Source organism: Rhodoferax ferrireducens, assembly GCF_003347515.1.
Classification (GTDB): domain Bacteria; phylum Pseudomonadota; class Gammaproteobacteria; order Burkholderiales; family Burkholderiaceae_C; genus Rhodoferax.
The window spans coordinates 93,100-112,307 of record NZ_QEII01000236.1 but is presented as its reverse complement, the minus strand read 5'-3'; the positions used below and the strand labels follow the sequence as shown (position 1 = coordinate 112,307).

26 protein-coding genes are annotated in these 19,208 nt (G+C 60.7%); 1 reads left to right on the top strand and 25 read right to left on the bottom strand.

Features of this window, described 5'->3' with window-relative positions; translation table 11 throughout:
* Positions 1-34 precede the first annotated feature (34 nt).
* The 3 genes from pdxA to C5P05_RS06195 form a co-directional block, all read right to left on the bottom strand.
* Entirely contained in the window at positions 35-1,081 is a 1,047-nt protein-coding gene (gene pdxA / locus C5P05_RS06205; protein ID WP_114968982.1) for a 4-hydroxythreonine-4-phosphate dehydrogenase PdxA, read from the bottom strand.
* Positions 1,082-1,120: 39 nt separating this feature from the next.
* Positions 1,121-1,879 (bottom strand): Nif3-like dinuclear metal center hexameric protein, encoded by a 759-nt coding sequence (locus C5P05_RS06200; protein ID WP_114968981.1) that lies wholly within the window; start codon positions 1,877-1,879, stop codon positions 1,121-1,123.
* A gap of 61 nt (positions 1,880-1,940) precedes the next feature.
* Positions 1,941-2,321 (bottom strand): hypothetical protein, encoded by a 381-nt coding sequence (locus C5P05_RS06195; protein WP_114969116.1) that lies wholly within the window; start codon positions 2,319-2,321, stop codon positions 1,941-1,943.
* 152 nt (positions 2,322-2,473) lie between these two features.
* Here C5P05_RS06195 and C5P05_RS06190 point away from each other — a divergent pair, with 152 nt between their 5' ends.
* Positions 2,474-3,625 carry a S1C family serine protease gene (locus C5P05_RS06190; protein WP_114968980.1) on the top strand — a complete coding sequence of 384 codons (1,152 nt, stop codon included), beginning with the start codon at positions 2,474-2,476 and terminating at the stop codon, positions 3,623-3,625.
* A gap of 76 nt (positions 3,626-3,701) precedes the next feature.
* Here C5P05_RS06190 and tatC read toward each other — a convergent pair whose 3' ends face one another.
* The 22 genes from tatC to mlaD all read right to left on the bottom strand — a co-directional run bounded on the left by tatC (position 3,702) and on the right by mlaD (position 19,132).
* Positions 3,702-4,493, bottom strand: a complete 792-nt coding sequence (tatC, locus tag C5P05_RS06185; RefSeq protein ID WP_114968979.1) for a twin-arginine translocase subunit TatC — start codon at positions 4,491-4,493, stop codon at positions 3,702-3,704.
* Complete coding sequence (tatB, locus tag C5P05_RS06180; protein WP_114968978.1) at positions 4,493-4,957, bottom strand: Sec-independent protein translocase protein TatB; 465 nt, start codon at positions 4,955-4,957, stop codon at positions 4,493-4,495. The genes tatC and tatB overlap by 1 nt, the downstream gene beginning before the upstream one ends.
* Positions 4,958-4,990: 33 nt before the next feature.
* Positions 4,991-5,230 (bottom strand): Sec-independent protein translocase subunit TatA, encoded by a 240-nt coding sequence (tatA, locus tag C5P05_RS06175; protein ID WP_114968977.1) that lies wholly within the window; start codon positions 5,228-5,230, stop codon positions 4,991-4,993.
* A gap of 91 nt (positions 5,231-5,321) precedes the next feature.
* Positions 5,322-5,696, bottom strand: coding sequence for a histidine triad nucleotide-binding protein (locus C5P05_RS06170; protein ID WP_114968976.1), 375 nt, complete (start codon positions 5,694-5,696; stop codon positions 5,322-5,324).
* A complete protein-coding gene (locus C5P05_RS06165) occupies positions 5,693-6,109 on the bottom strand; it encodes a DUF4870 family protein (protein WP_114968975.1) in 417 nt (138 codons plus the stop codon). The genes C5P05_RS06170 and C5P05_RS06165 overlap by 4 nt, the downstream gene beginning before the upstream one ends.
* Positions 6,106-6,486 carry a phosphoribosyl-ATP diphosphatase gene (locus C5P05_RS06160; protein ID WP_114968974.1) on the bottom strand — a complete coding sequence of 127 codons (381 nt, stop codon included), beginning with the start codon at positions 6,484-6,486 and terminating at the stop codon, positions 6,106-6,108. Before C5P05_RS06160 ends, C5P05_RS06165 begins: the two co-directional genes overlap by 4 nt.
* 6 nt (positions 6,487-6,492) lie before the next feature.
* A complete protein-coding gene (gene hisI, locus C5P05_RS06155) occupies positions 6,493-6,900 on the bottom strand; it encodes a phosphoribosyl-AMP cyclohydrolase (RefSeq protein ID WP_114968973.1) in 408 nt (135 codons plus the stop codon).
* A 65-nt stretch (positions 6,901-6,965) separates the two neighbouring features.
* Complete coding sequence (gene hisF, locus C5P05_RS06150) at positions 6,966-7,745, bottom strand: imidazole glycerol phosphate synthase subunit HisF (RefSeq protein ID WP_114968972.1); 780 nt, start codon at positions 7,743-7,745, stop codon at positions 6,966-6,968.
* 141 nt (positions 7,746-7,886) lie between these two features.
* Positions 7,887-8,627: a 1-(5-phosphoribosyl)-5-[(5-phosphoribosylamino)methylideneamino]imidazole-4-carboxamide isomerase gene (gene hisA, locus C5P05_RS06145; RefSeq protein ID WP_114968971.1), complete on the bottom strand. Its 741-nt coding sequence runs from the start codon at positions 8,625-8,627 to the stop codon at positions 7,887-7,889.
* Positions 8,628-8,685: 58 nt separating this feature from the next.
* Positions 8,686-9,369: an imidazole glycerol phosphate synthase subunit HisH gene (hisH, locus tag C5P05_RS06140; protein ID WP_198674637.1), complete on the bottom strand. Its 684-nt coding sequence runs from the start codon at positions 9,367-9,369 to the stop codon at positions 8,686-8,688.
* A gap of 51 nt (positions 9,370-9,420) precedes the next feature.
* Positions 9,421-10,077: an imidazoleglycerol-phosphate dehydratase HisB gene (gene hisB / locus C5P05_RS06135; RefSeq protein ID WP_114968970.1), complete on the bottom strand. Its 657-nt coding sequence runs from the start codon at positions 10,075-10,077 to the stop codon at positions 9,421-9,423.
* Positions 10,074-11,246, bottom strand: a complete 1,173-nt coding sequence (gene hisC / locus C5P05_RS06130; RefSeq protein ID WP_114968969.1) for a histidinol-phosphate transaminase — start codon at positions 11,244-11,246, stop codon at positions 10,074-10,076. Before hisC ends, hisB begins: the two co-directional genes overlap by 4 nt.
* A complete protein-coding gene (gene hisD / locus C5P05_RS06125; RefSeq protein WP_114969114.1) occupies positions 11,243-12,571 on the bottom strand; it encodes a histidinol dehydrogenase in 1,329 nt (442 codons plus the stop codon). Before hisD ends, hisC begins: the two co-directional genes overlap by 4 nt.
* A gap of 144 nt (positions 12,572-12,715) precedes the next feature.
* The gene (gene hisG / locus C5P05_RS06120; RefSeq protein WP_114968968.1) at positions 12,716-13,354 is read right to left on the bottom strand and encodes an ATP phosphoribosyltransferase; all 639 of its coding nucleotides are present in this window, start codon (positions 13,352-13,354) and stop codon (positions 12,716-12,718) included.
* Between the two features lie 79 nt (positions 13,355-13,433).
* Positions 13,434-14,711 carry a UDP-N-acetylglucosamine 1-carboxyvinyltransferase gene (gene murA, locus C5P05_RS06115; RefSeq protein ID WP_114968967.1) on the bottom strand — a complete coding sequence of 426 codons (1,278 nt, stop codon included), beginning with the start codon at positions 14,709-14,711 and terminating at the stop codon, positions 13,434-13,436.
* Between the two features lie 54 nt (positions 14,712-14,765).
* Positions 14,766-15,011, bottom strand: a complete 246-nt coding sequence (locus C5P05_RS06110; RefSeq protein ID WP_114968966.1) for a BolA family protein — start codon at positions 15,009-15,011, stop codon at positions 14,766-14,768.
* A gap of 30 nt (positions 15,012-15,041) precedes the next feature.
* A complete protein-coding gene (locus C5P05_RS06105; protein ID WP_114968965.1) occupies positions 15,042-15,797 on the bottom strand; it encodes an ABC transporter permease in 756 nt (251 codons plus the stop codon).
* Positions 15,794-16,810 carry an ABC transporter ATP-binding protein gene (locus tag C5P05_RS06100; protein WP_114968964.1) on the bottom strand — a complete coding sequence of 339 codons (1,017 nt, stop codon included), beginning with the start codon at positions 16,808-16,810 and terminating at the stop codon, positions 15,794-15,796. The genes C5P05_RS06105 and C5P05_RS06100 overlap by 4 nt, the downstream gene beginning before the upstream one ends.
* A gap of 108 nt (positions 16,811-16,918) precedes the next feature.
* Entirely contained in the window at positions 16,919-17,188 is a 270-nt protein-coding gene (locus tag C5P05_RS06095) for an STAS domain-containing protein (protein ID WP_114968963.1), read from the bottom strand.
* A gap of 2 nt (positions 17,189-17,190) precedes the next feature.
* Positions 17,191-17,835: an MlaC/ttg2D family ABC transporter substrate-binding protein gene (locus C5P05_RS06090; protein ID WP_114968962.1), complete on the bottom strand. Its 645-nt coding sequence runs from the start codon at positions 17,833-17,835 to the stop codon at positions 17,191-17,193.
* Entirely contained in the window at positions 17,832-18,641 is an 810-nt protein-coding gene (locus tag C5P05_RS06085; RefSeq protein WP_114968961.1) for a VacJ family lipoprotein, read from the bottom strand. The genes C5P05_RS06090 and C5P05_RS06085 overlap by 4 nt, the downstream gene beginning before the upstream one ends.
* The gene (mlaD, locus tag C5P05_RS06080; RefSeq protein ID WP_114968960.1) at positions 18,638-19,132 is read right to left on the bottom strand and encodes an outer membrane lipid asymmetry maintenance protein MlaD; all 495 of its coding nucleotides are present in this window, start codon (positions 19,130-19,132) and stop codon (positions 18,638-18,640) included. Before mlaD ends, C5P05_RS06085 begins: the two co-directional genes overlap by 4 nt.
* Positions 19,133-19,208 lie beyond the last annotated feature (76 nt).

The following is a 19,208-nucleotide window of genomic DNA, read 5'->3' as shown; positions in this document are numbered from 1 at the left end:
TGTTTGACGGGCGCTACGGCCCGGTTTAACACGTTTATTGAGACAATTCGCTCAGCTGCCGCGCCATGCGAATGGCCTCAACCAGGCTCGACGCGTCGGCCTGACCCGTGCCGGCGATGTCAAAGGCTGTGCCGTGGTCTGGACTGGTGCGCACCAGCGGTAGGCCTAGCGTCACGTTAACGCCTTTTTCAACACCCAAGTATTTCACCGGGATCAAGCCTTGGTCGTGGTACATCGCCACCACGACATCAAACTCCCCAGGCTCGCCGTCCCTCGCGCGCGCGCGCATGAACACGGTGTCCGGTGCGAACGGCCCACTGACCTGCATGCCGAGTGCGCGCGCCGCAGCCATGGCCGGCGCGATGATGTCAAGTTCTTCGCGCCCGAACAGACCGCCCTCCCCCGCGTGCGGATTCAGACCCGCCACGCCGATACGCGGCACGCGGCCCAAGATCGCGCCCAGCGACGCATGGGTGATGCACAGCGTCTGCAGGACATTGTCATAAGTCACGGCTTGAATAGCGTCACGCAAGGACACATGAATGCTCACCAGGACAACGCGCAACTCGTCATTGGCCAGCATCATGCGTACCGGCATATCCGCTACCGACGTCCCCGCGTGCGCCGCCGCCAAGGCCTGCAGCATTTCCGTGTGGCCCGGATAGTTTGAATGGGGCGCGCCAGCAAGGGCCAGCGCCTCCTTATTGAGTGGCGCGGTCACCAGCGCTGCCACGTCACCGCGCAAAGCGGCCTGGGCCGCCCAGACTACGCATTCGGCGGCGAGTCGGCCAGCGCCGGCATTCAAGCGTCCGAAGGGGACGGGCTCCGCCAGCGCGCCCATTTGCAGCACCGGCAGGCAGCGCGGGGGCAGGCTGAGGGCCTCGGCCGGGGAGTCGATCAGCGCCACCGGCAGGGGTATCCGGTCGGTGCTGATCACGCCTGCCGCCCGTCGCAGGATCGCCACATCGCCCACCACAAAACAGCCCTGCGTGATGTCGGGCGCATCCCGAAACGCCTTGGCGATGATCTCGGGGCCTATGCCGGCAGGGTCGCCGAGCGTGATGGCAATGGGTTTCTTCATGGCGTGTCAATTTCCGGTTCGGCCCGGGCCTGATGCGATTCAAGCCGGGTTGTCAATGTCAATGAATTCATGCGCCAGACCGAATTGCGCGGCCACATGCGCGGCCACCGCGGGGGCGCCAAAACGCTCGCTGGCGTGGTGGCCACAGGCCAGGTAGGCGACGCCACATTCACGGGCATAGTGGGCTTGCGGCTCGGAAATTTCGCCGGTGATGAAGGCATCGGCCCCGGCGGCAATCGCGGCTTCAAAATAGCTCTGTGCGCCACCGCTGCACCACGCTACTTTTCTAATAGCGCGTTGCGCAACATTGACGAGGGCTACAGGCCGATTTAGCTTATTCTCAATATGCTGCGCGAGAACCTCTGCGGTCTCGAAGCCACCAGGTCCGATCCGCTCGCCCAGAAAACCCAGGTCCTGCTCGCCGAAGCGGCTCTGCGCCTTTAAACCCAGTTGCAGGCCCAGTTGCGCGTTGTTGCCCAACTCAGGGTGCGCATCCAGCGGCAGATGGTAGGCAAAGAGATTGATGTCGTGCGCCAGCAGCAATGCCAGGCGCTGCTTCATCCAGCCGGTAACACGCCCGTCTTGCCCCTTCCAGAACAGGCCGTGGTGCACAAAAATCGTGTTCGCCTGGGCTGCAATGGCCGCCTCAATCAACGCCCGGCTGGCAGTGACGCCAGAGACGATTTTGCGCACGGACGCGGCGCCTTCGACCTGCAAACCGTTGGGGCCGTAGTCACGAAATCGCTCTGGCTGGAGCAGCGCGTCAAAAGTCTGCAGGAGCTGTGTGCGGTCGGTCATTTCAATGAATGGAGGAAGAACAGGGCCGGAAGAAACTATTCGGGAATATGCCTTGGCATTGTCAACGAATTTGTGGGCTGGCCGGCGGTTCTTCCAGCGGTCTCGCCTCCACAGTGCTGTCGCAGCCCTGGCCCACAGCGATCCATCGTTTCGCCAGCCGCGCCAAGCCCGGTGCCAAGTGGGGAACCAGGCGACGCATTGGCTTGGGCAATACATGCTGCAGCACATCCACCGGCTCACTGAGGGCACCGCAACGGTACTGGCGCGCCTCAACACGCCAGCGCACCGCGACGCAGGCGCCACGACGGCGGCCGGAGAGCAACACTCCCAGCGGACACGGCTCCAGCAGGCAGCACACCCCGCACCCATTGCAGGGCGCGCCGGTCGCCGGCTTGGACGCGGCTTCGGGCTGTATCAGGATGATCTGGCGTATCTTTGACATGGAGCCACTGGACTGTACAGCCCCAGCCAAGCCCTGTGTCCAAGTGCTGAAATTTCCCGTTCCTGCCCGCGTCCCTCTACGCGGCGCCTACAATTTGGCGACCTGCTTCTGACCATCCAATCACTCGGAGGGCATCGCGCCCGAAATTCCTCATGAAACGTTTTTGGTTGTTATTTTCCCAAACAGTCACCGTGCTGCTGGCGGCCTATTTTGTCGTTGGCACACTCAAACCCGATTGGCTGGGAAACCAGCCTTCCCGCTCGGGTGCCTTGGCCCTGATGGAGGCGCCCGCCACTGCCCCCGGCGTGGCGCCGCCGGGCAGTTTCAGGCTGGCGGCGCAAAAGTCGTCGGCGGCCGTGGTCAGCATCAACACCAGCAAGGCGGCCCGGAACAATCCGAACAGCAATGATCCCTGGTTCAAATTCTTTTTCGGCGACCAGGGCAACGAGCCGCAGGTCGGACTGGGCAGCGGTGTCATCGTGAGTGACAGCGGTTACATCCTGACCAATAACCATGTGGTGGAGAGTGCCGATGAAATCGAGGTCATCCTCAATGACAGCCGCCACGCCCGGGCCAAAGTCATTGGCACCGATCCGGACAGCGACCTCGCCGTGCTGAAGATTGAGCTGGACCGGCTGCCCGCTATTGTGCTGGGCGACTCCGATACGCTGCAGGTAGGGGACCAGGTGCTGGCCATCGGCAACCCGTTTGGCGTCGGGCAAACCGTCACTAGCGGCATCATCAGTGCGCTGGGGCGCAATCAGCTCGGCATCAATACGTTCGAGAACTTCATCCAGACCGATGCCGCCATCAATCCCGGTAACTCGGGTGGCGCGCTGGTGGATACCAGCGGCAATCTGCTGGGCATCAATACAGCCATTTACTCGCGCTCGGGCGGCAGCATGGGCATTGGCTTTGCCATTCCCGTGTCCACGGCCAAGCTGGTGCTGGAAGGCATTGTGAAGGACGGCCAGGTCACGCGCGGCTGGATCGGCGTGGAACCGAACGACCTGTCACCCGAACTGGCTGAAACCTTTGGCGTCAAGACACGCTCGGGGGTAATCATTACCGGCGTGCTGCAAAACGGACCGGCGGCGCAATCAGGCATCCGGCCTGGTGATGTCATCACCAGCGTGGCCGGCAAGCCGATTGGCAATGTCTCCGAATTACTGTCCAGCGTGGCCGCCTTGAAGCCGGGCACCGCGTCGAAATTCAGTTTGCTGCGGCGGGAAGAAAAGGTCGAACTGGATGTAATCCCCGGCTTACGGCCCAAGCCGCGCAGACCGGTGCAGCCAACGCAATAGTCATCAGCACCTGTCAGGCACTACTGTTTTAGTAGCAGCCTGCGCTTAATCAGCAAGGGCTGGAGCCCTGATTGACTTAAGGTTTTGCGGCCTCGGCATCTTCTTCAGGTGCCTGGGTGTGTTTGATGAAGACTTGGGCCGCCACAATGCCGATTTCGTAAAGCAGGTACATCGGCACCAGCAAGGCAATCATGGAAACCGGATCGGGCGGCGTCACCAAACCCGCAACAGCGGCCGCACCGACCACAAAATAGGTGCGAAATTTCTTCAGCTGCGCAATCGTCACGAAGCCCATACGAGCCAGAATCACGACGACGATAGGCACTTCAAACGCCACGCCGAAGGCGATGAACATGGTGATGACGAAGTCAAGATAAGCCTCGATGTCCGGACTGACAGCAACCGACATCGGCGCCATTTTCTGGATCGCCGGAAAGGCCTGCCCAAACACAAAGAAGTAGCAGAACGCCGCGCCCAGGTAGAACAGCACGGTACTGGCCGCCACCAGGGGCAACACCAGCTTCTTTTCGTGCTTGTACAGGCCCGGCGCGACAAAAGCCCAGACCTGATAAAGAATCCAGGGCAATGCCAAACCAATCGCTGCCAGCACCGATACCTTGATCGGCACCAGAAATGGTGACACCACGCCCACGGCAATCATCCGCGAGCCTTCCGGCAGCGCTTTGACCAGTGGCATCGCCAGCAAGTCATAGAGTTGGGAGGGACCCGGGTAGAACAGCAGCACAGCCAGCACGGCGGCAACGCCATACAGGGAACGCAGAAGTCGGTCGCGCAGCTCATAGAGGTGCTGGACGAAGGGCTGTTCGGTTCCGGCCAGTTCGTCGTCTTTGTTGACAGGATCAGTCATCAGCTAAATTTGGAGGGTCGATACCGGGCCACCCGGGCGGCCCCGGACATGGCATGCGTCCGTGTGCCCGTGCGGGCTTTGTACCAACTGGGGGTGGCGCCTTGCTTGAGTCGCCATTTCTTTTTGGGGTGTTTGTACTCTGGGAAACCGGGGCTTGAATCACCGAACTGCGTATCCGACGCCAATCCGGTGGTTTCGCTCCAGCTTTTCTCAAAATCGCTGGCACTGGTCTGGATCGAATTTTCGACATCGCGCGCTGCGCCTTCGACCGTGTCCTTCATTTTCTTGAGTTCGTCCAGCTCCATGGACCGGCTGACCTCTTCCTTCACATCGGCCACGTAGCGGCGTGCGCGCCCCAACAGTGTTCCGATGGTCTTGGCCAAACCCGGTAGCTTCTCGGGACCAATGACCACCAGCGCAATCCCGCCAATGATGGCGAGCTTGGTGACGCCAATATCAATCACTTGCGCGTATCCCTGGCTGCTGAACCTGCGCCATCAGACCTTGGTCTTGGCTTCAACATCAATGGTTTCCTTGGCGGCCGTGCCTGCAGTGCCTACCTGCTGGGCAGGTGCAGCAGACGCATCAGCTGCCCTGTCGGTGCCGTCCTTCATGCCGTCCTTGAAGCCTTTGACCGCGCCACCGAGGTCCGACCCGATGTTGCGCAGCTTCTTGGTACCAAAAATAACAATGATGATGACCAAAAAAATGATCAGGTGTGTTGTCGAAAATCCCATGAGTCTCTCCTAACGAATTGCGCCGATTTTAGTCGGCGAAGTAGATCCAGCGCCTTATCCCCGAAAATTACCCGCGATATAAACGCCGGAACTAACCCTTCAGCCAGGGCCGCGGCCCGCCCATCACATGAATGTGCAGATGATGCACTTCCTGGCCCCCTTCCGCACCCGTGTTGCTCAAAATGCGAAACCCTCCGCCCGGGTAGGGATTGCACCCTTCCTGCAAAGCGAGACGGGGTGCAAGCGCCATCATGCGCCCTAACAGGCCAGCATGCTCGACACCGACGTGCGCCATGGACGGAATGTGCACCTTGGGGATCATGAGAAAGTGCACGGGCGCCCATGGATGGATGTCATGGAATACGAAAAGTTCCTCATCCTGGTAAACAATCCTGGAGGGGATTTTTCCCGCCACTATTCTGCAAAACAGGCAATCCGGGGCGTGCTGAACAATCTCTTCCTTCATGCTGAAAACTCCATGCCAAGTCCCTTGTTCATGCGCACCATGCCACGCACGATGCGGTAGAGAAACCAGATGGAAATGAGGCACCAGGCAATCCATCCCGGCAGAATGAAAAGAAACCACAGAGGCGCCGTCACAGCATAGAGCAGCGCCGCGATGATGACGGTGCGGATGCGCCAACGAAAATGGGAGGCATGCCAGGTGCCCGTTGCTTCGGAGCGTTTCACCAGATCAAGGGTCAAGGCCACAATCAGCAGGACCGGACCGAACTGCCCGCCCGGGATCAGGGCACCCACGGCCACGATCAAGTGCAGGATGTAACTGATGGTGCCCACCGTGTTGAGCGACTGCAGCTTTTGCAGGCCGGCCCGATCCGGATCTGAACCCTGGCCTGGGTTTGAATAGTCTTGCGTCATTTGGCATCTCCTTCTCGCGCCAACACCTTGCGCAACGCCTTTTCTTCAATACCGCTGGTGCCGACACGACGATCCAGTTCGGCCACCACCTCGGCCGGGGTCAGGCCGTAGTGCGCCAGCGCCACCATGCAGTGAAACCACAGATCCGCCACTTCGTAGACGATCTTCGCCTTGTCGCCGCCATGGTCGGCATCCTTGGCGGCCATCACCACTTCCGTGGCCTCTTCGCCGATTTTCTTCAGAAAGGCGTCGGGGCCCTTGTGCAGCAGGCGCGCCACGTAACTGGCTTCTGGATTGCCGCCATTGGCGGGCAAGCGGCTTTCAATCACCTGCGCGAGGCGGGTCAGTGAATCCGTGGACGAGGGGATGGATGGCATAAGTTCTTATTTATAGATGGTTTGCGGGTCTTTCAAGACCGGCTCGGTGACTTTCCACTCGCCGTTCTCGTACAAACTGAAGAAACAGCTGTGGCGCCCGGTGTGGCAGGCAATGCCGGGCTCATGCCCGAGTTGCGTCACCTTGAGCAAAATCACGTCATTGTCGCAATCCATGCGGATTTCATGCACTTTTTGCACATGACCCGACTCCTCGCCCTTGTACCAAAGTTTGTTACGTGAGCGGCTGAAATACACGGCCTGCCCCAGTTCCGCCGTCTTTTGCAAGGCCTCGCGGTTCATCCAGGCGAACATCAGCACGTCGTTGCTGCCCTGCTCCTGGGCGATCACCGGCACCAGCCCTTTGGAATCCCAGCGGATGTGTTTTAGCCAGCTCGTGGAGGTCGTATTCGTCATATGTGTTTACTTCAAAATTGATAGCTGCTTGCGCAGCATCGACGAGGGCTAGAGGCCAAAAAGGCTTAAATCCGAACCGGAATGCCGCGCTCGGCCATTCTGGCCTTGGCCTGACCGACGGTGAATTCACCGTAGTGGAAGATGCTGGCGGCCAGCACAGCATCGGCGCCACCCAGCTGGATACCATCGGCCAAGTGGTCCAGGGTACCGACACCGCCGGAGGCGATCACCGGCACGCTGATGGCATCACTCACCGCGCGGGTCAGCGCCAAATCGAAACCGGCCTTGGTGCCGTCGCGGTCCATGCTGGTGAGCAAGATCTCGCCGGCGCCGTATTCGGCCATCTGGCGCGCCCAGGCCACCGCATCGAGGCCCGTGTTCTGGCGCCCGCCGTGGCTGTAAACGTCCCAACCCTCGCCGCGGTTCAGCATGTCGTCGCCAAAGCGGCGTTTGGCATCGATGGCGACCACGATGCACTGGGCGCCGTATTTGGCCGAGGCATCCCGGATGACCTGCGGATTCGCCAGCGCCGCCGAGTTGAAACTGGTTTTGTCGGCCCCGGCGTTGAGCAAGCGACGCACATCGTCCACCGTCCGCACGCCCCCGCCCACGGTCAGCGGAATGAACACCTGCGAGGCCACTGCCTCGATGATGTGCAGAATCATGTCGCGCCCGTCACTGGTGGCGGTGATGTCGAGAAAAGTCAGCTCATCAGCGCCCTGCTCGTTGTAGCGCGCGGCAATCTCCACCGGGTCACCGGCATCGCGCAGCTCCACGAAATTGACGCCTTTGACCACCCGGCCACCGGTGACGTCAAGACAGGGAATGATGCGTTTGGCTAGCATGGGCAGGCGACGCCGGGCCGTGCATTACGTGCTACGACAAGCGGGGGGGTCATGCGGCCTGTCGCCGGGCCGCCCCAAGGCAGGCCAACCCCCTCGGGGGGCAGCGCAGCACACGAAGTGGCAAGCGTGGGGGTCATAGTCCTAGCCATTGAGCTCGTCAGCGCGTTCTTGCGCGGCCGCAAAATCCAGGTCGCCAGAGTAAATGGCGCGGCCGCAAATGACGCCTTCGACGCCGTCGTCCTCCACCGCACACAGGGCTTCAATGTCGGCCATATTGCTCAGGCCACCGGAGGCGATGACTGGAATGGTCAGGGCTTGCGCCAGTTTGACGGTGGATTCCACATTGATGCCGCTGAGCATGCCGTCACGGCCAATGTCGGTGTAGATGATGGATTCCACACCGTAGTCTTCGTACTTTTTGGCCAGATCCACCACGTCGTGGCGGGTGAGCTTGCTCCAGCCGTCGGTGGCAACCTTGCCGTCGCGGGCATCCAGGCCGACGATGATGTGGCCGCCAAACGCCGTGCAGGCGTCCTGCAGAAAACCGGGATTTTTCACCGCCGCTGTGCCAATGATGACGTAGCGCAGACCCGCATCCAGGTAGCGCTCTATGGTGTCGAGATCGCGGATACCGCCGCCGAGCTGCACGTCCACTTCGCTGCCGACCTCTTTGAGGATTTTGCGAATGGCCATCTCGTTTTTCGGATGCCCGGCAAACGCGCCATTCAGGTCCACCAGGTGCAGACGACGCGCGCCTTTGCTGACCCAGCTGCGGGCCATCACGGCGGGGTCCTCGCCAAAGGTGGTGGATTGGTCCATGTCGCCTTGTTTGAGGCGAACGCAGTGGCCGTCTTTTAAGTCAATTGCAGGGATTAAAAGCATGATGCTTCAGAGTGGTGGGAAAAGGGAGGCGTGGCGAGGCTCAGCGGGCGCAAAAGCTTCAGGGATTCCAGTGAAGGAAGTTTCGGTAGAGAGACAAACCGTGCTCGGCACTTTTTTCAGGGTGGAACTGGGTGGCAAAAATATTATCGCGTGCAATGACCGAGCTGAAGCGGCTGCCATAGTCCGTCTCGCCCACGCTGTGGCGCGCATCCGACGGTTGGACGTAAAAACTATGCACAAAGTAGAAGTAGCTGCCATCCGGCACGTCGCCCCACATCGGATGCGGCGCAGCCCCATGGTTGTTGCGGTAGACCTGGTTCCAGCCCATTTGCGGTACTTTGTAGCGACTGCCATCGGGCTGCAGCTGGCCTTCGAGCTCGAACTTGACGACATTGCCGGGAATCAGGCCCAGGCAGGCGGTGTCTTGCTCGTCACTGTGGTCGAGCAGCATTTGCATGCCGACACACACGCCCATCAGCGGCTTGTTCGCCGCCGCATGCAGGACCGCCGCCAGCATGCCGGAGTCGTGCAACTCGCGCATGCAGTCGCGCATGCCGCCCTGGCCGGGCAGCACCACGCGATCGGCGGCCATCACCTCTTCGGGCGAGCGCGCCCACACCACCTCGACGCCAGAGCCCTGGGCCGCGTGCAGCACAGCTTGCGACACCGAGCGCAGATTGCCCATGCCGTAGTCGACCACGGCCACGGTTTTAGGACGGGCACCAATTACTACTGAATTCATAGCTGCTTGCGCAGGATCGACGGGGGCTAGAGGCCTATTTGGCATATAAAATTACAAAGATCCCTTGGTCGAGGGAATGCTGCCCAGGGCACGCGGATCCAGCTCCAGCGCGGCACGCAGGGCGCGGGCAAAGGCCTTGAACACGGTCTCGGCCTGGTGGTGCGCGTTTTCGCCGCGCAGGTTATCGATATGCAGCGTGACAAAAGCGTGGTTCACAAAACCCTGGAAAAACTCGTGCGCCAGCTGGCTGTCAAAAGTGCCGATCATGCCGCTCTTGAAGGGCACGTTCATGATCAGCCCGGGGCGCCCGGACAGGTCGATGACGACCCGGGACAGCGCCTCGTCCAGCGGCACATAAGCGTGACCGTAGCGGCGAATGCCTTTTTTGTCGCCCACCGCCTTGTGCACGGCCTGGCCGAAGGCAATGCCCACGTCTTCCACCGTGTGATGACCGTCAATGTGCAGGTCGCCATCGGCGTGGATGTCGAGGTCGATCATGCCGTGGCGGGCGATCTGGTCGAGCATGTGGTCAAAAAAACCGATGCCGGTGTGCAGCTTGGCCACACCAGTGCCGTCCAGATTGACTTTGACCGTGATCTTCGTTTCGGCCGTGTTGCGGGACACTTCCGCGATGCGCGGGGTCGGGGTAAAAACAGACGCTAGCGGAGGAGTAGCAGTGGGTGCAGCGGTCGGCGTAGAGGTGGTCATAGTGATTCGTGGAGGGCGGCCAGCATGCGCCGGTTTTCATCGGCGGTGCCGACAGTCAGGCGCAGGCAATTGGCCAGCAATGGGTGCATTTTAGAAACGTTCTTGACGAGAACTTTGCGTGTTCTCATGTCTTCAAAGGTTTTTTGCGCATCGGCCACCCGCAGCAAAATCATGTTGGCGTCGCTGGGATAGGCCCGCACACCGGGCAAACTGGCCAGGGCGTCCAAAAGATAAGCACGCTGGGCGCGCACATCAAGAGCTTGTGCCGCAAAAACGGCTTGATGCTCCAACGCGAACAAAGCGCATTCGCAGTTCAACACGCTGATGTTGTAGGGCGGGCGTACCTTGTCGAGCTCGGCGATCAGGGTCTGTGGCCCCATCATGTAGCCCAAGCGCACGCCGGCCAGACCGAATTTGCTGAGGGTGCGCATCAGCAGCACATGGCGGTGGCGCGGCAGGCGGTCGATATAGCTTTTACTGGAAAACGGCTGGTACGCTTCGTCCATCACCACCAGACCGCCCTGCGCGCCGACGGCCAGGATGATTTTCTCAATCACCGCGTCGTCCCACAAATTCGCGCTGGGGTTGTTCGGATAGGCCAGGTAGGTGATGGATGGTTTGTGCTGCGCGATGGCGGCCAGCATGGCGGCCTCGTCCAGCTCGAAGTCTTCCGTCAACGGCACGCCGTGAAAGGCCAGGCCCTGCAACTGCGCACTCATGGCGTACATCACAAAACCCGGTACCGGCGCGAGCACGCTGGCGGTTCTGAATTCGTTCGCGGCGCTCGGGGGCACGGCGCAGGCCAAGGCCAGCAGGCTGATTAATTCGTCCGAACCGTTGCCCAGCATGATGTCAAAACCTTCGGGCATGGCCGCGTAACGGGCCAGCGCGTGGCGCAAATCGTTCACCCGGCCAGCCGGGTAGCGGTTCAGTGCCAGCGCGCCCAGGCGTTGACCCAGCTCCGCTTGCAGCACGGAAGGCAACCGGTGCGGGTTCTCCATCGCATCGAGCTTGACCATGCCGGCCGAATCTTGGATGGCGTAGGCGTGCATGGACTGCACGTCCTGACGAAAGACGCGCGCCCCCACGCTTTTCGCTTCGCGTACTGCGCTGCCCCCCGCGGGGGCCGTGCCTTGCTTGGGGCGGCCCGGCGCTACGGCGGCGCTCATGATTTCACGCCCTTCAGCCGCATTTCAGCGGCGCGCGCATGGGCCTGCAGGCCTTCGCCATAAGCCAGTTCAGCAGCGATCGGGCCCAGCACTTGGGCGCCGGCTTCGCTCACTTCGATCAGGCTGCTGCGTTTCTGGAAGTCGTACACGCCCAGCGGCGAGCTGAAGCGCGCCGTGCCGCTGGTGGGCAACACGTGGTTCGGGCCGGCGCAGTAGTCGCCCAGCGATTCGCTGGTGTAGGCGCCCAGAAAGATGGCGCCTGCATGTTTGAGCAAGGGTTCCCAGCGGTGCGCGTCCCGGCTGCTCACTTCCAGGTGTTCGGGCGCAATGCGGTTGCTGATGGCGCAGGCCTCCTCCATGCTGCGCGTGTGAATCAGCGCGCCGCGCCCATTGAGCGACTTGGCGATGATCTCGGCGCGCGGCATCTCGTTCAGCAGTCGGTCGATCGAGGCCTGCACCTGGTCGATGTAAGCCAGGTCGGGACATAGCAGAATGCTCTGCGCCAACTCATCATGTTCGGCTTGGCTGAACAAATCCATCGCCACCCAGTCGGGCGGCGTTGTGCCATCGGCCAGCACCAAAATCTCGCTCGGCCCGGCGATCATGTCAATGCCGACAGTGCCGAAGACACGGCGTTTGGCGGCGGCCACGTAGGCGTTGCCGGGTCCGGTGATTTTGTCCACTGCGGGAATCGTCTGCGTGCCGTAGGCCAGCGCCGCCACCGCCTGCGCGCCACCGACGGTGAAGGCGCGAGTGACACCGGCCACATAGGCGGCGGCCAGCACCAGTGCGTTCTTTTCGCCCTTGGGCGTGGGCACGACCATGATGATTTCACCGACCCCGGCCACATGGGCGGGGATGGCGTTCATCAACACCGAGGAGGGATAGGCCGCCTTGCCGCCGGGCACATAAATGCCAACCCGGTCCAGCGGCGTGACCTTCTGGCCCAAAAGTGTACCGTCCTGGTCGCGGTAGCTCCAGCTCTCGCCGCTGGCCTTTTTCTGCGCCTCGTGGTAGCTGCGCACGCGTTGGGCCGCGGCCTGCAGGGCCTCGCGCTGGGCGGCCGGAATGGCCTCGAATGCAGCCTTGAGTTCGGCCTGTGTGAGCTCCAACTCACCCACCGTCTTGGCGCTCAGTCCATCAAAGCGCGCGGTGTAATCCAGCACCGCGGCATCGCCGCGTTGCCGTACGTCGGCCAGAATATCCGCCACCCGCTGCTCAATCGCGGCGTCGGCCTCGGCGGACCAATGCAGGCGCGCCTTGAATTCAACATCAAATGTGCTGCTAGCGGTTGATAGACGGGCGGTAGTAGCTACTAATTTCATAGCGTTTTTAAAGATGAATTGCTTTAGGAAACCGTCATTGCGAGCGTAGCGCGGCAATCCAGTGCGTTGGCATTCCACCATGGATCGCCACGGCCTGCGGCGTCGCGATGACGAGTGAAAGGTCTTTGCTCATTCCCTCTGCCTTCATTTCCCAATAGCGGAGGCAAACGCGTCAATGATCTTGCGGATCGGCGCCTGCTTGAGTTTGAGCGCGGCCTGATTCACCACCAGCCGCGAGCTGATGTCCATGATGTGCTCGACCTCGACCAGGTGGTTGGCCTTGAGCGTGTTGCCGGTGGAGACCAGATCGACGATGGCATCGGCCAGTCCGACCAGCGGTGCGAGTTCCATGCTGCCATAGAGCTTGATCAAGTCCACATGCACGCCTTTGGCGGCGAAAAATTCGCGCGCGATCGCCACGTATTTGGTCGCCACTTTCAGGCGCGAGCCTTGTTTCACCGCCGAGGCGTAGTCAAAGTCCGCCCGCACGGCGACGCTGATGCGGCACTTGGCGATCTGCAAATCAAGCGGCTGGTACAGGCCGTCGCTGCCGTGCTCCAGCAGCGTGTCCTTGCCGGTGATGCCAAGGTCGGCACCGCCATATTGCACGTAGGTCGGTACATCGGTGGCGCGCACCACCAGCACACGCACATCGGGCTGGTTGGTCGTCAGGATCAGCTTGCGCGACTTTTCCGGGTCTTCCAGCACATCGATGCCGGCGGCCCGCAGCAGCGGCAAGGTTTCTTCAAAGATCCGGCCTTTGGACAATGCGAGGGTAATCATGGTGTCTCCTGCCGAGCCGCCTCAAAGGAGACACACGCCCCCTCGGGGGGCAGCGAAAGAATGTGAGCGTGGGGGTACATCATTTCACTCTTTCAATGTCGGCACCCAGGCCGCGCAGCTTGGTTTCCATCTGGTCGTAACCGCGGTCCAGGTGGTAGATGCGGTCGATCAGGGTTTCGCCCTCGGCCACCAGGCCGGCAATCACCAGGCTGGCAGAGGCGCGCAGATCGGTCGCCATCACGGTGGCGCCCGAGAGTTTTTCGACCCCCTCCACCAGCGCCACCTTGCCATCAATCTGGATGTTGGCGCCGAGACGCACCATCTCGTTGACGTGCATGAAGCGGTTCTCGAAAATCGTCTCGGTCACCTTGGCGGTGCCGTGCGAAATGCTGTTGAGCGCCATGAACTGCGCCTGCATGTCGGTCGGAAAACCCGGGTACTCGGTGGTGCGAAAACTCTGCGCCTTAAGGCGCCCCTGGGACTGGACGTGAATCCCATCCGCCACTTCAGTGACGGTGGCGCCTGCTTCCCGCAGCTTTTCCACCACGGCTTCCAGATGTTCCACCCGGCCATGCCGGAGCAACACATCGCCGCCCGTGGCCGCCACGGCACAGAGGAAGGTGCCGGTCTCGATCCGGTCCGCCACCACCTGGTGCTCGCAACCCTTCAGTTTTTCAACACCCTGGATGCGGATGCGGCTAGTGCCGTGACCCTCGATTTTCGCGCCCATCTTGATCAACATTTCGGCCAGATCGGGAATCTCGGGCTCCTGCGCCGCATTCTCCAGAATGGTCTCGCCCTCGGCCAGACAGGCGGCCATCAGAAAGTTTTCGGTCCCGGTGACGGTCACCATGTCGGTGGCGATGCGGGCACCCTTCAGGCGCGTCCAGCCTTGCGGCAGTTTGGCGATCATGTAGCCATGCTCGACCACAATCTCGGCACCCATGGCGGTCAGGCCCTTGATGTGCTGGTCCACGGGACGGGAGCCAATGGCGCAGCCGCCGGGCAAGGACACGCGGGCATGGCCAAAGCGTGCCAGCAAAGGCCCCAGCGCCAGCACCGACGCGCGCATGGTTTTGACCAGCTCATACGGCGCCTCGGGTGTGGTCAGCGATCCGGCGTTCACCGTGACCCGGCCGTCCCTGCCCGCGCCCGCTTGATGCTGCACGTCAACGCCCATGTTGCGAATCAGCTTGAGCATGGTGTTCACATCCTGCAGGCGCGGCAGGTTGCTCAGGATGACGGGCTCGGCCGTCAGCAGGCAGGCACACAGCTCCGGCAAGGCGGCGTTCTTGGCACCGGAGATGTAAACCTCGCCCTGCAGCTGGCGACCGCCGCGAATCAGTAATTTATCCATGGGGTTAGCTCAGCAAGAATCGGAGGCACATGTTCGTCAGGCCTATTGAATCGGTCATGGTTTGGGCAAGGCGGCCCATTCGGCCGGCGTGTAGGTTTTCATCGACAGGGCGTGAACTTCATCGTTCTTCATTTTGTCGCCCAGTGTCGCGTACACCATCTGGTGGCGTTGGATCGCGCGTTTGCCTTCAAATTCGACGGACGCAATGGTGGCGTACCAATGGCGGCCATCGCCTTCAAGCTCGATATGCTCGCATTGGATGCCAGCCGCAATCATGTTTTTGATCTGGTCTGCATTCATGTCATTAGTTTAATAAGTGGAAAAAAGCCGTTAGCTGCGTATTTTGTAGCCAATGCGAAGCAGATACACCGCCACCGCGCTCACCGCGACCAGCGCACCGCCCACAACACCCAGGCTCAGCCAGGGCGACACGTCGCTGGCACCAAAAAAGCCAAAGCGAAAACCGTCAATCATGTAGAAAAACGGATTCAAGTGGCTGACGTTTTGCCAGAACGGGGGCAGCGAATGGATGGAATAAAAAACGCCACTGAGAAAGGTCATGGGCATGACGACGAAATTCTGAAACGCCGCCAGTTGGTCAAACTTTTCGGCCCACAAGCCGGCAATCAGGCCCAGGGTACCCATCAGTGCGGCGCCCATCACGGCAAAGATCATGATCCACAGCGGCGCGAAAAAGCTGACATCTGTGAACAGGGCGGAAATGGCAAACACCCCCACACCGACGACCAGACCACGAATGACGGAAGCACCGACGTAAGCCACAAACCAGTTCATGTAGGACAGCGGCGTCAGCAGCAAAAATACCAGATTGCCCATCACTTTGCTCATGATCAAGGACGATGAGCTGTTGGCAAATGCGTTTTGCAGCAAGCTCATCATGGCCAGACCCGGCACCAGAAAAGCGGTGTAACTGATTTTGTCGTACACCTTGACATGCGCCTCCAGCGCGTGGCCGAAGATCAGCAGGTAGAGCATGGCGGTCAGCACCGGACCGGCCACGGTCTGGAATGCCACCTTCCAGAAACGCAGCACTTCCTTGTAAAGCAGGGTTTGCCAGCCGGTCATGACGTCACCCCCACGCTTGCCGCTTCAGTCAACGCGCCCGTATCCGCCGGGGCTGCTTCGTTCTGGGGTGGCCCGGCGTCAGGACTCGCTCCGCTTTGCCCGCTCTTTTTCATCACGTCCAGAAAAACATCTTCCAAATCGGCTTTGCGGATCTCGACATCCTGCGCCACCAGACCGGCCTCGCGCACAGCCGCCAGGTAGTGCTCAATTTCCAGTGCGTCATGCGCGGGAAACTGAACAATGCGCCCGGTGATGCGTGCCTTGTCGGCCAGCACTTTGGGCAGTTCACTGTCAATTTTGAAGCGCAGCACATTGCTGGAGGCCGCCTTGAGCAGCTCACTGGTGTGGTCCAGCGCCACAATTCGCCCGGTTTTGAGCATGGCAATGCGGCCACACAGGGCTTCAGCTTCTTCCAGGTAATGCGTGGTCAGCAAGACCGTGCTGCCCTGCTTGTTGAGCTTGGCAATGAACTGCCACAAGGTCTGGCGCAACTCCACGTCAACACCGGCGGTCGGCTCATCCAGCACGATCACCGGCGGCTTGTGCACCAGGGCTTGCGCCACCAGAACACGCCGCTTCATGCCGCCGGAGAGCTGGCGCATGTTGGCGCCGGCCTTGTCGGCCAGCCCCAGGCTTTCCAGCAGCTCGTCAATCCAGGCGTCGTTGTTCTTCACACCAAAGTAGCCGGACTGGATGCGCAGCGCCTCGCGCACGCTGAAAAACGGGTCAAACACCAACTCCTGCGGCACCACACCAAGGCTGCGCCGGGCCTGGGCGTAATCCGCCTGGACATCGTGGCCGAGCACCGACACCCTGCCCGCATTGGCGCGCGACAAGCCCGCCAGAATGCTGATCATGGTGGTCTTGCCGGCGCCGTTGGGGCCGAGGAGACCAAAAAACTCGCCCTCTTCGATGTCGAGGCTGACGCGATCGAGTGCTAGAAAAGTGCTGCCTTTGGGTCCACGCGGGGAAGGATAGGACTTGGAAACGGACTGAAAGGAAATGGCAGGCATGAAGAGCGTTATTTTAGAGACTTGCGGGACTGGCCGCTGTTAAACGAGGCGAACAGGCCCGCTCCTCAACATTTCATGAGCCGGGGTCGCTCCCAAGACACGGGAGAGTCAAGCGGATGGTAGCAACTCAACAACCCCGTACAGCGTAGCCAGATCACCCAGGCGGGCCGGTAGTCCACGCACCAGAAAACGCTTGCCTGCCGCCAGCGTTTCCCGCCGGAATTCCAGCAAGACAGCCAGCGCCGCTGAATCAAAGCGGCTCAGCGCGCTTGCGTCAACCACCACATCCGGACCCGGCAGCGCGCGCAGGCCCTGCACCAGCATGCGCAGGCACGCGGTGGCGTGGACTTGCGTCAACTCTTTGGGCAATACCAGCACACTTATCCCTTTTTGGCGTTGGTGTTGGCCTTGTTACGGGTGGTCAGGCTGGCAATCAAGCCATCGATGCCTTTGGCATTGATTTCCTGCGCAAACTGGCTGCGATAGGTTTCCACCAGCCACACGCCCAACACGTTCAGGTTGTGGATTTTCCAGCCAGCCCCCTCACCGGGGGTTTTTTCCAGCTTGTAGTCCAGTTGAATGGGGTCGCCCCGGCCTTTGACCTCGGTACGAACTGTCACCTCTTTATCTTCAGCGGCCGCACGCATGGGCTTGACCTCAATGGTCTGATCGCTGACCTGGGTCAACGCGCCGGCATAGGTGCGCACCAGCAAGATCTTGAACTCCTCCTGCAACCGCTTTTGCTGCTCAGGGCTTGCCTGGCGCCAGGCCGGTCCCACAGCGGAGGCCGTCATGCGCTGGAAGTTGACGTTGGGCATGATCTTGGCATCCACCAGCGCAACGATCCGGGACACGTCCCCGCCCTGGATGGCTTTGTCGGCCTTGATGCTGTCCAGCACGTCAGTGGACAGGCGTTTGATCAAAGCGTCCGCGGGTTCATCCGCCGCGCTCGCCGGCAGGGCCAACAGACTCGATGCGCTCAAGATAAGCACGCTGAACAGGTGACTAAACATACGACGATTCATGGTTTGTCCTTTCCATCACCGGGAAGCCCGGCCTTGATTAACGTTTCAGGTCCCGTTTCGGTTCCCGTTTCTGCCTGCGGTTCCGCTAAATCTTGCTGCGCCGGCCATATTTCCCCCGTTTTTTCCTCCGGTGGGTTGCCGTCATAAACACTGCTGCGGCGGCGCTGAAGGTAGGCGTCGCGGGTGAACGTGTACCTGTCCAGCGCAGCTTGCTCCAGCATCGCGGTGGCTTTGAGCAATTCCGATCGTGTGTCAATGGCTCTCACCACGATCAAGGTATTACGCGTGGGGACGTGCCCCATATTGCCAACGATATCACCCTGCATGTCCACCGGCAATGCCACAGTCTCGCGCAGACTGGAAGGTCCCAGCAGGGGCAGGACCAGATAGGGACCCGGGGCAACCCCCCAATAACCCAGGGTATGGCCAAAATCCTTAGTGTGCTTCTCGATTCGCATCTCGCTGGCGACGTCCAACACACCCCCCAAGCCAAAAAGGGTATTGACGCCGAAGCGGGCCAGGCTGTCGGCCGCCGCCTCGCCTTTGAGTTGCAGGGTGTTGTTCACGAATGACCACGCGTCTTCCAGATTGCCAAAGAAATTGGCAACGCCGCGGCGCACTGGCGTTGGCAAGACATCACGATAGGCCGTGGCCACGGGTTTGAGCACCGCCTTGTCCACGGCATCGTTGAACCGGAAGACGCCACGATTGAAGGGCTCAAGTGGATCGCGCGGATTGGCGGCGGGCCCGCTGGCACAGCCGCAGAGCAGCACAAGAGCTGACAGCATGCAGACAATGAGCTTCATTTTTTGGCCTTATCTTTATTGCTGTCAGCCGCACTGCCGTCGGCGGCCTTGCTGTACATGAACTGACTGATCAGGCTTTCCAGCACCATGGCCGACTGGGTGCTGGAAATGGTATCGCCGGCCACCAGTGTTTTTTCTTCGGCACCGGGCTCTATTCCCAGGTATTGCTCACCCAGCAAACCACTGGTCAGAATTTTCAGCGAACTGTCTTTGGGGAAGACGTAACGACTCTCCATCGCCAGGGTCACTCGGGCCTGGAAGGATTTGTCGTCAAAGGCGATCTCTTCGACTCGGCCCACGACCACGCCCGCACTGCGCACCGCGGCCTTGGGCTTGAGTCCGCCAACATTGTCAAATTTGGCGTTGACCAGATAGCTGCTCTGGAAATTCAAAGTCAGCAAATTGGCGGCCTGCAGGGCCAAAAACAGGATGGCCACCGCACCAATCAGCACAAATAGACCCACCCACACATCATTCTTCGAACGTTGCATCAAACTTCCTTCTTATTCCGACACTCATTGGCGGCAGCGCTTGCCAACTTTATCCAGCGACGGCCTGCTCAACGAG

What these genes read in the sequence shown, in the direction of transcription:
- pdxA (WP_114968982.1), bottom strand. Translation starts at nt 1,081, where the DNA reads ATGAAGAAACCCATTGCCATCACGCTCGGCGACCCTGCCGGCATAGGC.
- C5P05_RS06200 (WP_114968981.1), bottom strand. Translation starts at nt 1,879, where the DNA reads ATGACCGACCGCACACAGCTCCTGCAGACTTTTGACGCGCTGCTCCAG.
- C5P05_RS06195 (WP_114969116.1), bottom strand. Translation starts at nt 2,321, where the DNA reads ATGTCAAAGATACGCCAGATCATCCTGATACAGCCCGAAGCCGCGTCC.
- C5P05_RS06190 (WP_114968980.1), top strand. Translation starts at nt 2,474, where the DNA reads ATGAAACGTTTTTGGTTGTTATTTTCCCAAACAGTCACCGTGCTGCTG.
- tatC (WP_114968979.1), bottom strand. Translation starts at nt 4,493, where the DNA reads ATGACTGATCCTGTCAACAAAGACGACGAACTGGCCGGAACCGAACAG.
- tatA (WP_114968977.1), bottom strand. Translation starts at nt 5,230, where the DNA reads ATGGGATTTTCGACAACACACCTGATCATTTTTTTGGTCATCATCATT.
- C5P05_RS06170 (WP_114968976.1), bottom strand. Translation starts at nt 5,696, where the DNA reads ATGAAGGAAGAGATTGTTCAGCACGCCCCGGATTGCCTGTTTTGCAGA.
- C5P05_RS06165 (WP_114968975.1), bottom strand. Translation starts at nt 6,109, where the DNA reads ATGACGCAAGACTATTCAAACCCAGGCCAGGGTTCAGATCCGGATCGG.
- C5P05_RS06160 (WP_114968974.1), bottom strand. Translation starts at nt 6,486, where the DNA reads ATGCCATCCATCCCCTCGTCCACGGATTCACTGACCCGCCTCGCGCAG.
- hisI (WP_114968973.1), bottom strand. Translation starts at nt 6,900, where the DNA reads ATGACGAATACGACCTCCACGAGCTGGCTAAAACACATCCGCTGGGAT.
- hisF (WP_114968972.1), bottom strand. Translation starts at nt 7,745, where the DNA reads ATGCTAGCCAAACGCATCATTCCCTGTCTTGACGTCACCGGTGGCCGG.
- hisA (WP_114968971.1), bottom strand. Translation starts at nt 8,627, where the DNA reads ATGCTTTTAATCCCTGCAATTGACTTAAAAGACGGCCACTGCGTTCGC.
- hisH (WP_198674637.1), bottom strand. Translation starts at nt 9,369, where the DNA reads ATGAATTCAGTAGTAATTGGTGCCCGTCCTAAAACCGTGGCCGTGGTC.
- hisB (WP_114968970.1), bottom strand. Translation starts at nt 10,077, where the DNA reads ATGACCACCTCTACGCCGACCGCTGCACCCACTGCTACTCCTCCGCTA.
- hisC (WP_114968969.1), bottom strand. Translation starts at nt 11,246, where the DNA reads ATGAGCGCCGCCGTAGCGCCGGGCCGCCCCAAGCAAGGCACGGCCCCC.
- hisD (WP_114969114.1), bottom strand. Translation starts at nt 12,571, where the DNA reads ATGAAATTAGTAGCTACTACCGCCCGTCTATCAACCGCTAGCAGCACA.
- hisG (WP_114968968.1), bottom strand. Translation starts at nt 13,354, where the DNA reads ATGATTACCCTCGCATTGTCCAAAGGCCGGATCTTTGAAGAAACCTTG.
- murA (WP_114968967.1), bottom strand. Translation starts at nt 14,711, where the DNA reads ATGGATAAATTACTGATTCGCGGCGGTCGCCAGCTGCAGGGCGAGGTT.
- C5P05_RS06110 (WP_114968966.1), bottom strand. Translation starts at nt 15,011, where the DNA reads ATGAATGCAGACCAGATCAAAAACATGATTGCGGCTGGCATCCAATGC.
- C5P05_RS06105 (WP_114968965.1), bottom strand. Translation starts at nt 15,797, where the DNA reads ATGACCGGCTGGCAAACCCTGCTTTACAAGGAAGTGCTGCGTTTCTGG.
- C5P05_RS06100 (WP_114968964.1), bottom strand. Translation starts at nt 16,810, where the DNA reads ATGCCTGCCATTTCCTTTCAGTCCGTTTCCAAGTCCTATCCTTCCCCG.
- C5P05_RS06090 (WP_114968962.1), bottom strand. Translation starts at nt 17,835, where the DNA reads ATGAATCGTCGTATGTTTAGTCACCTGTTCAGCGTGCTTATCTTGAGC.
- C5P05_RS06085 (WP_114968961.1), bottom strand. Translation starts at nt 18,641, where the DNA reads ATGAAGCTCATTGTCTGCATGCTGTCAGCTCTTGTGCTGCTCTGCGGC.
- mlaD (WP_114968960.1), bottom strand. Translation starts at nt 19,132, where the DNA reads ATGCAACGTTCGAAGAATGATGTGTGGGTGGGTCTATTTGTGCTGATT.